Origin of the sequence: Enterobacter sp. Crenshaw, from assembly GCF_024734705.1 — a bacterium.
GTDB lineage: Bacteria > Pseudomonadota > Gammaproteobacteria > Enterobacterales > Enterobacteriaceae > Enterobacter > Enterobacter asburiae_B.
This window is the reverse complement of record NZ_CP102932.1, coordinates 3,842,818-3,857,522: the sequence shown is the minus strand read 5'-3', so window position 1 is coordinate 3,857,522 and position 14,705 is coordinate 3,842,818. Positions and strand designations below refer to the sequence as shown.

At 57.9% G+C, this 14,705-nt stretch carries 13 protein-coding genes and 1 other RNA gene; 10 read left to right on the top strand and 4 right to left on the bottom strand.

Annotated features, from left to right (window positions below):
* Complete coding sequence (locus NWV12_RS18275; RefSeq protein WP_048979364.1) at window positions 1-741, top strand: oxidative stress defense protein; 741 nt, start codon at window positions 1-3, stop codon at window positions 739-741.
* Window positions 742-789: 48 nt separating this feature from the next.
* Here the strand turns inward: NWV12_RS18275 and argP are convergent, their stop codons facing one another.
* Entirely contained in the window at window positions 790-1,683 is an 894-nt protein-coding gene (gene argP, locus NWV12_RS18270) for a DNA-binding transcriptional regulator ArgP (RefSeq protein WP_008499727.1), read from the bottom strand.
* Between the two features lie 127 nt (window positions 1,684-1,810).
* Here argP and rpiA point away from each other — a divergent pair, with 127 nt between their 5' ends.
* On the top strand, window positions 1,811-2,470 hold the full coding sequence (rpiA, locus tag NWV12_RS18265) for a ribose-5-phosphate isomerase RpiA (RefSeq protein WP_003860091.1): 660 nt from the start codon (window positions 1,811-1,813) through the stop codon (window positions 2,468-2,470).
* Window positions 2,471-2,737: 267 nt separating this feature from the next.
* The gene (gene serA / locus NWV12_RS18260) at window positions 2,738-3,970 is read left to right on the top strand and encodes a phosphoglycerate dehydrogenase (RefSeq protein ID WP_023333318.1); all 1,233 of its coding nucleotides are present in this window, start codon (window positions 2,738-2,740) and stop codon (window positions 3,968-3,970) included.
* Window positions 3,971-4,077: 107 nt separating this feature from the next.
* Here serA and NWV12_RS18255 read toward each other — a convergent pair whose 3' ends face one another.
* From NWV12_RS18255 to zapA, 3 genes are all read right to left on the bottom strand, one after another.
* Window positions 4,078-4,674, bottom strand: coding sequence for a 5-formyltetrahydrofolate cyclo-ligase (locus NWV12_RS18255; RefSeq protein ID WP_032660084.1), 597 nt, complete (start codon window positions 4,672-4,674; stop codon window positions 4,078-4,080).
* A gap of 24 nt (window positions 4,675-4,698) precedes the next feature.
* Window positions 4,699-4,882: non-coding RNA, 6S RNA (gene ssrS, locus NWV12_RS18250), on the bottom strand.
* A 41-nt stretch (window positions 4,883-4,923) separates the two neighbouring features.
* Complete coding sequence (gene zapA, locus NWV12_RS18245) at window positions 4,924-5,253, bottom strand: cell division protein ZapA (RefSeq protein WP_006811891.1); 330 nt, start codon at window positions 5,251-5,253, stop codon at window positions 4,924-4,926.
* 168 nt (window positions 5,254-5,421) lie between these two features.
* Between zapA and NWV12_RS18240 the strand changes: the two genes are divergently transcribed.
* From NWV12_RS18240 to gcvP, 7 genes are all read left to right on the top strand, one after another.
* Window positions 5,422-6,000: a YecA family protein gene (locus tag NWV12_RS18240; RefSeq protein ID WP_029739212.1), complete on the top strand. Its 579-nt coding sequence runs from the start codon at window positions 5,422-5,424 to the stop codon at window positions 5,998-6,000.
* Window positions 6,001-6,031: 31 nt separating this feature from the next.
* Window positions 6,032-7,345 carry a Xaa-Pro aminopeptidase gene (gene pepP, locus NWV12_RS18235; RefSeq protein WP_094935401.1) on the top strand — a complete coding sequence of 438 codons (1,314 nt, stop codon included), beginning with the start codon at window positions 6,032-6,034 and terminating at the stop codon, window positions 7,343-7,345.
* A complete protein-coding gene (ubiH, locus tag NWV12_RS18230; protein ID WP_048979360.1) occupies window positions 7,342-8,520 on the top strand; it encodes a 2-octaprenyl-6-methoxyphenyl hydroxylase in 1,179 nt (392 codons plus the stop codon). Before pepP ends, ubiH begins: the two co-directional genes overlap by 4 nt.
* A gap of 12 nt (window positions 8,521-8,532) precedes the next feature.
* A complete protein-coding gene (gene ubiI, locus NWV12_RS18225; protein WP_048979358.1) occupies window positions 8,533-9,735 on the top strand; it encodes an FAD-dependent 2-octaprenylphenol hydroxylase in 1,203 nt (400 codons plus the stop codon).
* Between the two features lie 397 nt (window positions 9,736-10,132).
* On the top strand, window positions 10,133-11,227 hold the full coding sequence (gene gcvT / locus NWV12_RS18220; protein ID WP_029739208.1) for a glycine cleavage system aminomethyltransferase GcvT: 1,095 nt from the start codon (window positions 10,133-10,135) through the stop codon (window positions 11,225-11,227).
* Window positions 11,228-11,250: 23 nt separating this feature from the next.
* On the top strand, window positions 11,251-11,640 hold the full coding sequence (gene gcvH, locus NWV12_RS18215; RefSeq protein ID WP_008499718.1) for a glycine cleavage system protein GcvH: 390 nt from the start codon (window positions 11,251-11,253) through the stop codon (window positions 11,638-11,640).
* Window positions 11,641-11,766: 126 nt separating this feature from the next.
* Window positions 11,767-14,640, top strand: a complete 2,874-nt coding sequence (gene gcvP, locus NWV12_RS18210; RefSeq protein WP_048980545.1) for an aminomethyl-transferring glycine dehydrogenase — start codon at window positions 11,767-11,769, stop codon at window positions 14,638-14,640.
* Window positions 14,641-14,705: the final 65 nt, after the last annotated feature.

Here is a 14,705-nt window from a genome sequence, read left to right as displayed (position 1 = left end):
GTGAAGTTTAAGGTGATGGCCCTGGCGGCATTAGTAAGTTTTGGTGCGGTGTCGGTGCAGGCAAGTGAACTGCCGGATGCCCCGCACATCGTCACTTCAGGCACCGCAAGCGTGGACGCGGTACCCGATGTCGCAACGCTGGCAATTGAAGTCAATGTGTCTGCGAAAGATGCGGCATCTGCCAAGAAGCAGGCTGACGATCGTGTTGCGCAATACCTCTCTTTCCTCGAGCAGAACGGTGTCGGTAAAAAAGATATCAACTCCGCGAACCTGCGTACTCAACCCGATTACGACTACCAGAATGGTAAAAGCATCCTGAAAGGCTACCGTGCCGTGCGTACCGTCGAAGTGACCGTGCGTCAGCTGGATAAGCTTAACTCGCTGCTGGATGGCGCGCTGAAGGCGGGTCTGAACGAAATTCGTTCCGTGTCGCTGGGCGTTGCGCAACCGGAGAAATACAAAGACGAAGCGCGTAAAGCGGCGATTGATGACGCCATTCACCAGGCGGAACAGCTGGCTTCTGGCTTTAAGAGCAAGCTCGGCCCGGTTTACAGCGTGCGTTACCACGTCTCTAACTACCAGCCAAGCCCGATGGTGCGGATGATGAAGGCTGATGCAGCCCCGGTGTCTGCTCAGGAAACTTACGAGCAGCCAACCATCCAGTTTGACGATCAGGTGGATGTGGTGTTCCAGCTGGAGCCAACTCAAACTCAGCAAACTGAGGCGGCTAAGGCGCAGTAATTTGCCCTCACCCTAACCCTCTCCCGCAGGGAGAGGGAATTCAATCGATTAATCCTGTCTCAACACCTTGTGCCCGTACGCCAGCAGCGCGTCGGTGACGTTGCGCATCATGCGGCTTTCTGGCGCAAACCGGTGCCAGTAGAGCATCCGGCGCTGATACAGCCCCGGCGTGAGGTCAATCAGCTCACCGCTTTTCAACTCTTTCTCAATCTGCAGATGCGGGATCATGCAGCAGGTGGTGCCCTGACGCGCAAGCTGCACAAAGGCTTCAGACGAGTTGACGATATGGCACGGCACGCTGCCCGGCGGCAGATCGAAGTTTTGCTGCAGGAACGCCTGATGCATATCGTCCAGATGGTCGAACGCCACGGCAGGGGCTTTCAGCAGCGCGGCGCGGGTGACGCCGTTCGGGAAGTAGCGCTCGGCAAAGGCTTTTGAACCCACAAACAGGTAGTCCAGCGCGCCCAGCTGATCGACAAGACAGCTTGGCAGCGCCTGAGGCTGAATACTGACTGCCCCAACCACTTCACCGCGACGCAGGCGCTCCTGGGTACGGGTTTCATCTTCAACCTGTAAATTCAGACGGATAGGGGAATCCGCTAATACCGGCGCAAGGGCCGGCAGCAGCCAGGTTGCCAGGCTGTCGGCGTTGACCGCCAGAGAGAGCAGCAGCGGCGTAGAGCCCGTTTGTTCGTCACCCAGCCACTCGTCTTCCAGCAGTTCAACCTGGCGCAGCAGGGCGAGAAGTTTTTGCCCTTGCTCGGTTGGACGTGGCGGCACGGTACGCACCAGCAGCGGCTGGCCGAACATGTTTTCAAGCTGTTTGATACGCTGTGATACGGCGGACTGGGTGATGCAAAGCTTTTGCGCCGCGCGCTCAAAACCGCGTTCACGAATAACTGCATCAAGTGCCTGTAGTGTTCTGTAGTCCGGACGTTTCATTGCTCTGGCTGGCTCCCTAATTTTGCTTATTCTGCACTATGACACAATTTTCCCTTCGTGGCAGACGAATTCCATTCGACGTGTTCTATAATGCGCCCTGAGTTTTCACACCACAGGCAAAACGATCATGACGCAGGATGAACTGAAAAAAGCAGTAGGATGGGCCGCTCTCCAGTACGTGCAGCCGGGTACCATTGTTGGTGTCGGTACGGGATCAACCGCGGCACACTTTATCGATGCGCTGGGCACGATGAAGGGGCAAATCGAGGGCGCGGTTTCCAGCTCTGATGCTTCCACGGAAAAGCTGAAAAGCCTCGGCATTACCGTTTTCGATCTCAACGAAGTGGATCGTCTGGGGATTTACGTTGATGGTGCGGATGAAATCAACGGCCACATGCAGATGATCAAAGGCGGCGGCGCGGCGCTGACGCGCGAGAAGATCATCGCCTCCGTTGCGGACAAGTTCATCTGCATCGCGGACGCCTCCAAGCAGGTCGACATTCTGGGTAATTTCCCACTGCCGGTCGAAGTGATCCCAATGGCGCGTAGCGCGGTTGCCCGTCAGCTGGTGAAGCTGGGCGGTCGTCCGGAATACCGTCAGGGCGTCGTCACCGACAACGGTAACGTGATCCTCGACGTTCACGGTCTGGAAATTCTTGACGCGATTGCGCTTGAAAATGCCATCAACGGTATTCCAGGCGTAGTGACCGTAGGGCTATTCGCCAACCGTGGCGCGGATGTGGCGCTGATCGGCACCGCTGACGGCGTGAAAACCATCGTAAAATGATCTGACGGGGGGGAGTCCTCCCCCCGCTAAAAAATTTTTGAAAAGCTAAATTCGGTGACTTGTGTCACGTTTTTACGCCTCTTTTGCCGATCCTGCCGCGTTTGTAAATTTCCATAGCATTTTCCTCTGACATTTTGCTCTGTATGACTTTTCTTCAGAGTGCCGACGCAAACGTTCATATTGCTGCAATAGTTTTTTTTGATATGTTGGCTACAGCGGATTCATATCCAGCACAACATCAGTTCAGACAAAAACAGGGTCGGGTAAATGGCAAAGGTATCACTGGAGAAAGACAAGATTAAATTCCTGCTGGTCGAGGGCGTGCATCAAAAAGCAATCGATAGCCTTCGTGCGGCAGGTTACACCAACATCGAATTTCACAAAGGCGCGCTCGATACCGAAGAGCTGAAAGCGTCCATCCGTGATGCCCACTTCATTGGCCTGCGATCCCGTACTCACCTGACTGAAGAGGTTATTGCCGCGGCGGAAAAGCTGGTGGCTATCGGCTGCTTCTGCATCGGTACCAACCAGGTTGACCTGAATGCCGCCGCCAAACGCGGTATTCCCGTCTTCAACGCCCCGTTCTCCAACACCCGTTCCGTGGCGGAGCTGGTGATTGGCGAACTGCTGCTGCTGCTGCGCGGCATTCCTGAAGCGAACGCCAAGGCGCACCGCGGCGTGTGGAACAAGCTGGCGTCCGGTTCTTTCGAAGCGCGTGGTAAAAAACTTGGGATTATCGGTTACGGCCACATCGGTACGCAGCTCGGTATTCTGGCGGAATCCCTGGGTATGCACGTGTTTTTCTACGATATCGAAAGCAAGCTGCCGCTGGGTAACGCTACCCAGGTTCAACACCTTTCTGACCTGCTGAACATGAGCGACGTGGTGAGCCTGCACGTGCCGGAAAATGCGTCCACCAAAAACATGATGGGCGCGGAAGAGCTGGCGCTGATGAAGCCGGGCTCACTGCTGATCAACGCCGCGCGCGGCACGGTTGTCGATATCCCGGCCCTGGCGGATGCGCTGAAGCGTAAGCACCTGGCGGGCGCGGCCATAGACGTCTTCCCGACGGAGCCAGCGACCAACAGCGATCCGTTTACCTCTCCGCTGTGCGAGTTCGACAACGTGATCCTGACGCCGCACATCGGCGGCTCTACCCAGGAAGCGCAGGAGAATATCGGTCTGGAAGTGGCGGGTAAGCTGAGCAAATATTCCGACAACGGTTCTACGCTCTCTGCCGTGAACTTCCCGGAAGTGTCTCTGCCGCTGCACGGTGGTCGTCGCCTGCTGCACATCCACGAAAACCGTCCGGGCGTGCTGACCGCGATCAACCAGATCTTTGCCGAGCAGGGCGTCAACATTGCCGCGCAGTATCTGCAAACGAACTCGCAGATGGGCTACGTGGTCATTGATATCGAAGCGGATGACGATGTTGCTGAGAAAGCGCTGCAGAGCATGAAGGCGATTCAAGGGACGATTCGCGCGCGTCTGCTGTACTGATGGTGCGAGATAAATGCAAAACGGTAACGATAGTTACCGTTTTTTATGTTTTCACCCTCTCCCTGTGGGAGAGGGCTGGGGTGAGGGCATCAGGCCGCACGTTTGATTCACCACTCCCACAACTTTGATGGCGTCACTACCGCCGGCAACGGCACATCCCACTTCTCCACCGGCAACGCCTCCACACCCTGACAATCATGCGCATAACCCACCGGCTGCAACCCGTACTGCTGCCAGTTTTGCAGCGTCCGGTCGTAAAAACCGCCGCCCATCCCTAAACGCTGGCCCTGTTCATCAAACGCCACCAGCGGCGTGATCAGCACATCCAGCTGTGACAGCGGGAGCACGTCGCGCACGTCGAGTTTCGGCTCGGTGATTTTCAGGCGATTCACCACCAGCTCGCTGTGGGGGTGATAGTGCAGAAACAGCAAATTACCTTCGCTGAACGGGTGCAGCACCGGCAGATAGACCTTCTTCCCGGCGCGCCAGAGCTGCTCTATCAGCGGTTGGGTATCCAGTTCTCCATCAAATGACAGAAACAGCGCAACGGTGTGCGCCATCACGACAGGGGGATACGCCATCATACGGGCGGCGGCCTGCTGGGCAAAATGCGCTTGCTGATCGGCGGTTAACGCACGGCGGCGCTGACGAATTAACTGACGGATGTCCTGGCGTGAAGCAGAAACTTCAGGGAATTGGGTCATGGTAGTCGGTAGAAGAAAAGAGAGGGAATCTCCGAGATGCCGCCGCAGGCTGTAACCCTTGAACCCTTGGTTCAAGGTGAATGTGTCGTCATAGTTTTAAGGCTTCTCGGACGGACCGAGCATGCTCACCAACCATGGAGCGCCACATTCTTGTGGTATGAAATATCGGCTCAGGGGACTGGCCCGCTTGCGAACATCTCAGAGAAATTTTGTCTTCACAGTTACTCTACCATAGTCAACTGAGAAGTGTTATTCAAACTTTGGTCCCGGTCTTTCGGGATTGCGACCTTGATCAAGCAATGCCTGTTCTATGGTCTGCTGGAGCATTTTAATGCGCTGCTCCATGCTTGCCGCGTAGTCGCGGGTCTTTGCTTTTTCCTGAGTCAGTTCATAGCTGATGTTCAACGCGGCGATGAAAACCAGCTGCTCAGTATTTGTGACTCTAGTGCGTTCTTTTAGATCTTGCAACCGCTGATTCAAATCGTCCGCTGCCTGATTCAAAGCATCCCTTTGTTCAGGCGGACAATTCACTCGCAGTGAACGGCCAAAAATCTGGAGATCGACGGGTTGTGCAGACATGCCACCTTCCTGCTGATTGACTGCGCTGCCTTCGCTTACTGCCCCGGGGGCTGCGAAGGGGCGACACTATAGCTACCCTGATGTGAAGATACAAGCCCTTTTCTGGTATCACCAGGGTCCAAAGTGGTAGCATATCATGAAACTTCCCCCCTTTGATGACGAATGCTCATGTCTATACAGAACGAAATGCCTGGTTACAAGGATTTAAACCAGTTACTGAACCAGCAGGGAGTCGGTTTAACCCCTGCCGAAATGCACGGTCTGATCAGTGGCATGCTGTGCGGCGGAAACAGCGACAGCTCATGGCAGCCGCTGATCCACGACCTCACCAATGAAGGGCTGGCGTTTGGTCACGAGCTGGCGGAAGCGCTGCGTAAAATGCACGCCGCAACCAGCGATTCGCTGGAAGACGATGGCTTCCTTTTTCAGCTTTATCTGCCTGAAGGCGACGACGTCAGCGTGTTCGATCGCGCCGATGCGCTGGCCGGCTGGGTAAACCACTATCTGCTGGGGCTGGGCGTGACGCAGCCTAAACTGGATAAAGTGACCGGCGAAGCGGGTGAAGCGATTGACGACCTGCGTAACATTGCCCAGCTCGGCTACGATGAAGACGAAGACCAGGAAGAGCTGGAAATGTCTCTTGAAGAGATTATCGAGTACGTGCGCGTGGCGGCTCTGCTGTGCCACGACAACTTCACGCGCTCTCAGCCGACCGCGCCGGAAGTCCGCAAGCCAACCTTACATTAAGAAAAATAACGCACAGGAGGGTGTCATGGTTATCTCGAGTCAAGAGTATTCCCGCCGCCGTCAGGCGCTGCTGGCAACAATGCAGCCGGGCAGCGCCGCGCTGATTTTTGCTGCACCCGAAGTCACGCGCAGCGCCGACAGCGAATATCCCTATCGCCAGAGCAGCGACTTCTGGTACTTCACCGGCTTTAACGAGCCGGAAGCGGTGCTGGTGCTGATTAAGAGCAATGACACCCACAACCACAGCGTGATTTTCAACCGTGTGCGCGATCTAACGGCCGAAATCTGGTTTGGCCGCCGCCTGGGCCAGGAGGCCGCACCGGCGAAGCTGGGCGTTGACCGCGCGCTGGCGTTTAGCGAAATCAACCAGCAGCTCTATCAGCTGCTTAACGGCCTAGACGTGCTCTATCACGCGCAGGGTGAATATGCCTACGCCGATGAGATTGTTTTCACCGCGCTGGATAAGCTGCGCAAAGGCTCGCGGCAGAACCTGTCCGCGCCGGCCACGCTGACGGACTGGCGTCCGGTGGTGCATGAAATGCGCCTGTTCAAGTCTGAAGAAGAGCTGAATTTGATGCGTCGTGCGGGCGAAATCAGCGCCCTGGCGCACACCCGCGCCATGGAAAAGTGCCGTCCCGGGATGTTCGAATACCAACTGGAAGGCGAAATTCATCACGAATTTAACCGCCACGGCGCGCGTTATCCCTCCTACAACACCATTGTTGGCGGCGGAGAAAACGGCTGCATTCTGCACTACACCGAAAACGAAAGCGCGCTGCGCGACGGCGATCTGGTCCTGATTGACGCCGGTTGCGAATACCAGGGCTACGCAGGGGACATCACCCGTACCTTCCCGGTGAACGGTAAATTCTCACCGGCACAGCGCGCCATTTATGACATTGTCCTGGAATCGCTTGAGACGGCGCTCAGGCTGTATCGTCCCGGTACCTCCATGCAGGAAGTGACCGGCGAAGTGGTGCGCATCATGATTACCGGTCTGGTCAGGCTCGGGATCCTGAAAGGGGAGGTCGATATCCTGATCGCTGAAAATGCGCATCGACCGTATTTCATGCACGGCCTGAGCCACTGGCTGGGGCTGGATGTGCATGACGTTGGCGCGTACGGCACCGACCGTTCGCGCGTGCTGGAGCCGGGCATGGTGTTAACCGTGGAGCCAGGCCTGTATATCGCACCGGATGCCGACGTGCCTGAAGAGTATCGCGGGATTGGCATTCGCATCGAAGACGACATCGTGATCACCGAAACCGGTAACGAAAACCTGACCGCGAGCGTCGTGAAAAACGCTGACGATATCGAGGCGCTGATGGCAGCGGCACGCGCATGAGCGTGATTATCGTTGGCGGCGGCATGACCGGGGCCACGCTGGCGCTGGCCATTTCGCATTTGTCGAAGGGACAGCTTCCGGTGCACCTGGTGGAAGCCGTCGCGCCGCAGGCAAAAAATCATCCCGGTTTTGATTCCCGCGCTATTGCCCTGGCGCAGGGTACCTGCCAGCAGCTGTCCCGTATTGGCATCTGGCAGGCCATCGCCGATTGCGCGACGGCAATTAAAACCGTTCACGTAAGCGATCGCGGCCATGCTGGCTTTGTCACGCTGGACGCGCAGGATTACCGCATTGACGCGCTGGGTCAGGTTGTCGAGCTGCACGACGTCGGATTGCGTCTGTTTCGTCTGCTCCAGGATGCGCCGGGCGTCACGCTGCATTGTCCGGCGCGCGTGGCCAGCGTGAGCCGCAGTGAGGCGTCGGTCAGCGTGACGCTGGAAAACGGTACCGTGCTTGAAGGCCAGCTTCTGGTCGCCGCGGACGGCTCGCGCTCATCGCTCGGCGCCCAGTGCGGCGTTGAGTGGCGTCAGCAGCCTTACGGGCAGGTTGCGGTCATTGCGAACGTCGCGACCGCAGCTGAACACCACGGCAGGGCGTTTGAACGCTTTACGCAGCATGGCCCGCTGGCGATGCTGCCGATGTCGGACGGGCGCTGTTCCCTGGTCTGGTGTCACCCGCAGGATAAGGCCGAAGAGGTTAAAGCCTGGTCAGACGAACGTTTTTGTACCGAGCTGCAGAAAGCCTTTGGCTGGCGGCTGGGGCGTATTACCCATGCTGGACAGCGGGCGATTTACCCGCTTTCGCTGACTACTGCCTCTCAGTCCATCTCGCATCGTCTGGCGCTTGTCGGTAATGCCGCGCAGACGCTGCACCCCATCGCGGGGCAGGGGTTCAACCTTGGCCTGCGGGATGTCATGAGCCTGGCGGAAACCCTGTCTCAGGCATGGGGCGAACAAAAAGACTGTGGCGCTTATTCGGTGCTCAGCCATTACCAGAAGCGCCGCCAGGCGGATAAAGAGGCGACGATTGGCGTCACCGACGGCTTAGTCCATCTTTTTGCCAATCGCTGGGCACCGCTGGTTGCGGGTCGCAACCTCGGGCTAATGGCGATGGAATTATTCATTCCGGCACGTGACGTGCTGGCGCAGCGGACTCTTGGTTGGGTCGCGCGTTAAGGAGTTATCACCGTGCAAAATGTTGATGTCGCCATCGTTGGCGGCGGTATGGTCGGACTGGCTCTGGCCTGTGGTTTACAGGGCAGCGGCCTGCGCGTGGCGGTGCTGGAGCAAAAGCAGCCTCAGCCCGTTGCACCAGATGCCCCGCCGGAACTCCGCGTCTCGGCGATCAATGCCGCCAGCGAGAAATTGCTGACGCACCTTGGCGTCTGGGCAGATATTGTGGCGCAGCGCGCCAGCTGCTATCACGGCATGGAAGTGTGGGATAAAGACAGCTTTGGTCATATTGCTTTTGATGATGAAAGCATGGGTTACAGCCATCTGGGTCATATCGTCGAAAACGCGGTGATCCACCACGCGCTGTGGCAGAAAGCACAGCACTGCAGCGACGTGACGCTGATTGCGCCTGCGCAGATCCAGCAGGTGGCGTGGGGTGAAAACGAGGCGTTTATCACCTTACAGAGCGGCGACATGCTGACCGCGCGTCTGGTGGTCGGTGCTGACGGTGCGAACTCCTGGCTGCGGAATAAAGCCGATATCCCGCTGACCTTCTGGGACTATCGTCATCACGCTCTGGTTGCGACGATCCGTACCGAGGAGCCGCACGGCGGCGTGGCGCGGCAGATTTTCCACAACGACGGCATTCTGGCGTTCCTGCCGCTTGCCGATCCGCACCTGTGCTCGATTGTCTGGTCCCTGGTGCCTGAAAAAGCCCAGCTGATGGAGGAGGCGACGCCGGATGCCTTTAACCAGGCGCTGTGCATGGCGTTTGATAACCGCCTTGGCTTGTGCACCCTTGAAAGCGAGCGGCAGGTGTTCCCGTTAACCGGCCGCTACGCGCGTCAGTTTGCGGCGCACCGTCTGGCGCTGGTGGGGGATGCGGCGCATACCATTCATCCGCTGGCCGGGCAGGGCGTCAACCTTGGCTTTATGGACGCGGCGGAGCTGGTTGAGGAACTGCGTCGCCTGCATCGCGAAGGCAAAGATATCGGTCAGCATCTTTACCTGCGTCGCTACGAGCGCAGCCGCAAGCACAGTGCGGCGATGATGCTGGCGGGCATGCAGGGCTTCCGCGAGCTGTTTGCCGGCGCAAATCCGGCGAAAAAACTGCTGCGCGATATTGGTCTTAAACTGGCCGATACGCTTCCTGGCGTCAAACCTCAACTTCTTCGCCAGGCGATGGGTCTTAACGATCTTCCCGACTGGTTACGCTAATCTCGATCCCCGTCACACTTTATTTTCCCGGCCTCTGCGCCGGGGAAATTCCCTCGTTTGAAATATTCTAATTTCACGTCATTTTTCGCATTAGAAAATCTAATCTACGGGATTTTATGTTACGGAAATTCGGCCCGTTTTTCCGCATGAAATATCACCATGTGCTAAATCCTGTTAGATCATTGTTAATTTTGTGCGGGGTTAATCGCATTTTTCCAGTGAATAACTCTGTAGGCTTTTTAGCGTTTTTTGGTCATAAGCTAATGTGATGACCCGTTTTACCTTATGGTTAACCGCCGGTTTCGGTGGTAAGTTCGGGTAAAAGAGAACGTTTGCGTCGGCGCCAGGTAACGGGGCCGACACCGGGTTTCACGGTGAATTTTTCAACGAGGACAAGATGGCTCAACAGACTCCTTTGTACGAACAACACGTGTTATGCGGCGCCCGCATGGTGGACTTCCATGGCTGGATGATGCCGCTGCACTACGGCTCGCAGATTGATGAGCACCACGCGGTGCGCACCGATGCCGGTATGTTCGACGTGTCCCACATGACGATTGTCGATCTGCGCGGTAGCCGCACCCGGGAGTTTTTGCGTTATCTGCTGGCAAACGACGTCGCCAAACTGAAAACGCCGGGTAAAGCGCTCTATACCGGCATGCTGAACGCCTCGGGCGGCGTGATTGATGACCTTATCGTCTATTACTTCACTGAAGATTTCTTCCGCCTCGTTGTCAACTCCGCCACCCGCGAAAAAGACCTCTCCTGGATCACCCAACACGCCGAACCTTATGCCATCGACATCACCGTCCGTGACGATCTGTCGCTGATCGCCGTACAGGGGCCGAACGCGCAGGCGAAAGCCGCATCTCTGTTTAACGACGAGCAGCGCAAAGCAACCGAAGGCATGAAGCCGTTCTTCGGCGTGCAGGCGGGCGATCTGTTTATCGCCACCACCGGCTACACCGGTGAAGCGGGCTACGAAATTGCGATGCCGAACGAGAAGGCCGCTGATTTCTGGCGCGCGCTGGTGGAAGCGGGCGTGAAGCCTGCGGGTCTGGGCGCGCGCGATACGCTGCGTCTGGAAGCGGGGATGAACCTCTACGGTCAGGAGATGGATGAAGGCGTCTCTCCGCTGGCCGCCAACATGGGCTGGACCATCGCATGGGAACCGGCTGACCGTGACTTTATTGGCCGCGAAGCGCTGGAGATGCAGCGCGAGAAGGGCACTGAACAGCTGGTGGGTCTGGTGATGACCGAGAAGGGCGTGCTGCGCGGTGAACTGCCGGTGCGCTTTACCGATGCCGACGGCAATCCTCGCGAAGGCGTGATCACCAGCGGTACCTTCTCCCCGACGCTGGGCTACAGTATTGCACTGGCACGCGTGCCGGCGGGCATTGGCGAAACGGCGGTGGTACAAATCCGCAACCGCGAAATGCCGGTCAACGTGACCAAACCGATTTTTGTTCGCGCCGGTAAGCCGGTCGCCTAATCATTTTTATCAGGAGAACTTCAATGAGCAATGTGCCAGCAGAACTGAAATACAGCAAAGAACACGAGTGGCTGCGCAAAGAGGCGGACGGCACTTACACCGTAGGGATCACCGAGCACGCGCAAGAGCTGCTGGGCGACATGGTGTTTGTTGACCTGCCTGACGTGGGCACGACCGTTAGCGCGGGCGACGACTGCGCCGTGGCGGAGTCCGTAAAAGCGGCATCTGATATCTACGCTCCTGTAAGCGGTGAAATCGTTGCCGTCAACGACGCGCTGAGCGATTCGCCAGAGCTGGTGAACAGCGAGCCTTATGAAGGCGGCTGGATCTTCAAGATCAAAGCCAGCGACGAATCTCAGGTTGCCGCGCTGCTGGATGCGACCGCGTACGAAGCACTGTTAGAAGACGAGTAAGCCATTATCCCTCTCCCCTTTGGGGAGAGGGTAGGGTGAGGGGAACAGACGATACCCTCACCCCAGCCCTCTCCCTAAGGGAGAGGGAGACAACACATTCACTGCACGTTTCAGGAACCATCGCTCATGACACAGACTTTAAGCCAGCTTGAAAACCGTGGCGCCTTCATTGAACGTCACATTGGGCCGGATGCTCAGCAACAGCAGGAGATGCTGAAGACAGTTGGCGCGGATTCATTAAACGCACTGATCGGCCAGATTGTGCCAAAAGACATCCAGCTTGCCACGCCGCCTCAGGTGGGGGAAGCCACCACGGAATTCGCCGCGCTGGCGGAGCTGAAGGCTATCGCAGGCCTGAACAAGCGCTATAAGTCTTACATTGGCATGGGCTACACCAACGTGCAGTTACCGCCGGTTATCCTGCGCAACATGCTGGAAAACCCGGGCTGGTACACCGCTTACACCCCGTACCAGCCGGAAGTCTCCCAGGGCCGTCTGGAAGCGCTGCTGAACTTCCAGCAGGTGACGCTGGATCTGACCGGGATGGACATCGCCTCCGCTTCGCTGCTGGATGAAGCGACCGCTGCCGCCGAAGCAATGGCGATGGCCAAACGCGTGAGCAAGCTGAAAAATGCCAACCGCTTCTTCGTGGCGGCGGACGTGCATCCGCAGACGCTGGACGTGGTGCGCACCCGTGCGGAAACCTTCGGCTTTGACGTGATCGTCGACGACGCTGACAAAGTGCTGGATCACCAGGACGTCTTCGGCGTGCTGCTGCAGCAGGTGGGCACCACCGGCGAAGTTCACGACTACGGCGCGCTGATTGCCGAGCTGAAAACCCGCAAAGTGGTTGTCAGCGTTGCCGCCGATTTTATGGCGCTGGTGCTGCTGACGGCGCCGGGTAAACAGGGCGCGGATATCGTATTCGGTTCAGCGCAACGCTTCGGCGTGCCGATGGGCTACGGCGGCCCGCACGCGGCGTTCTTCGGCGCGAAAGATGAATTCAAACGCTCTATGCCAGGCCGCATTATCGGCGTCTCAAAAGACGCTGCCGGTAACACCGCGCTGCGCATGGCGATGCAAACCCGCGAGCAGCACATCCGCCGCGAGAAAGCGAACTCCAACATCTGTACCTCCCAGGTGCTGCTGGCAAACATCGCCAGCCTCTACGCCGTGTTCCACGGCCCGGCAGGCCTGAAGCGCATTGCCAGCCGCATTCACCGCCTGGCCGATATTCTGGCCTGCGGTCTGCAGCAGAAAGGCCTTAAGCTGCGCCACGCTCACTACTTCGACACCCTGTGTGTGGAAGTGGCGGACAAAGCGGCCGTGCTGGCGCGCGCGAATGCGGCAGAGATCAACCTGCGCAGCGACATCCACAACGCCGTCGGCATTACGCTGGATGAAAGCACCACCCGCGACGATATCCTGAACCTGTTCAGCGTGTTGCTGGGTGACGCGCACGGTCTGGACATTGATGCGCTCGACAAAGAGGTCGCGCTCGACAGCCGCTCCATTCAGGAAAGCATGCTGCGTAACGATGCGATCCTGACGCATCCGGTCTTTAATCGCTATCACAGCGAAACTGAGATGATGCGCTACATGCACTCTCTGGAGCGCAAGGATCTGGCGCTGAACCAGGCGATGATCCCGCTGGGCTCCTGCACCATGAAGCTGAACGCCGCAGCGGAGATGATCCCGATCACCTGGCCTGAATTCTCCGAGCTGCACCCGTTCTGCCCGCCAGAGCAGGCGGAAGGTTATCATATGATGATCAACCAGCTTTCCGACTGGCTGGTGAAGCTGACCGGTTATGACGCGCTCTGCATGCAGCCGAACTCCGGCGCGCAGGGCGAATACGCGGGTCTGCTGGCGATCCGTCACTATCACGAAAGCCGCAACGAAGGTCACCGCGATATCTGCCTGATCCCAAGCTCCGCCCACGGTACCAACCCGGCCTCTGCCCAAATGGCGGGCATGGAAGTGGTGGTGGTAGCGTGCGATAAGAACGGCAACATCGATCTGGTCGACCTGCGTGCGAAAGCCGAGCAGGCGGGCGACAAGCTCTCCTGCATCATGGTGACCTACCCGTCTACCCACGGCGTGTACGAAGAGACCATCCGTGAAGTGTGCGAAGTGGTGCACCAGTACGGCGGTCAGGTTTACCTCGACGGCGCGAACATGAACGCTCAGGTGGGCATTACCTCTCCGGGCTTTATCGGCGCGGACGTGTCGCACCTGAACCTGCACAAAACCTTCTGCATCCCGCACGGCGGTGGCGGCCCGGGCATGGGCCCAATCGGCGTGAAAGCGCACCTGGCACCGTTTGTACCGGGCCACAGCGTAGTGCAGATTGAAGGCATGCTGACCCGTCAGGGCGCGGTTTCTGCGGCACCGTTCGGTAGCGCCTCTATCCTGCCAATCAGCTGGATGTACATCCGCATGATGGGCGCGGAAGGGCTGAAGCAGGCGAGCCAGGTGGCGATCCTGAACGCCAACTATATTGCGACTCGCCTGAAGTCTGCCTTCCCGGTGCTCTATACCGGCCGCGACGGTCGCGTGGCGCACGAGTGCATCCTGGATATTCGTCCTCTGAAAGAAGCGACGGGCATCAGCGAGCTGGATATCGCCAAGCGCCTGATCGACTACGGCTTCCACGCGCCAACCATGTCGTTCCCGGTTGCGGGTACGCTGATGGTTGAGCCGACCGAGTCTGAAAGCAAGGCCGAGCTGGACCGCTTTATCGACGCAATGCTGGCGATCCGCATGGAGATCGACCGCGTGCAGGACGGCGAATGGACGCTGGAAGATAACCCGCTGGTTAACGCTCCGCACACCCAGCACGAAATAGTGGCAGAGTGGAACCACGGCTATTCCCGCGAGCTGGCGGTCTTCCCGGCAGGCGTGGCAAACAAATACTGGCCGACCGTGAAGCGTCTTGATGACGTGTACGGCGACCGTAACCTGTTCTGCTCCTGCGTGCCGATGAGCGAATACCAGTAATATTATTGGTGTAGTCATAAAGGCCGGGTAAGGCGAAGCCGCCACCCGGCTTTTTTATTGGGAGA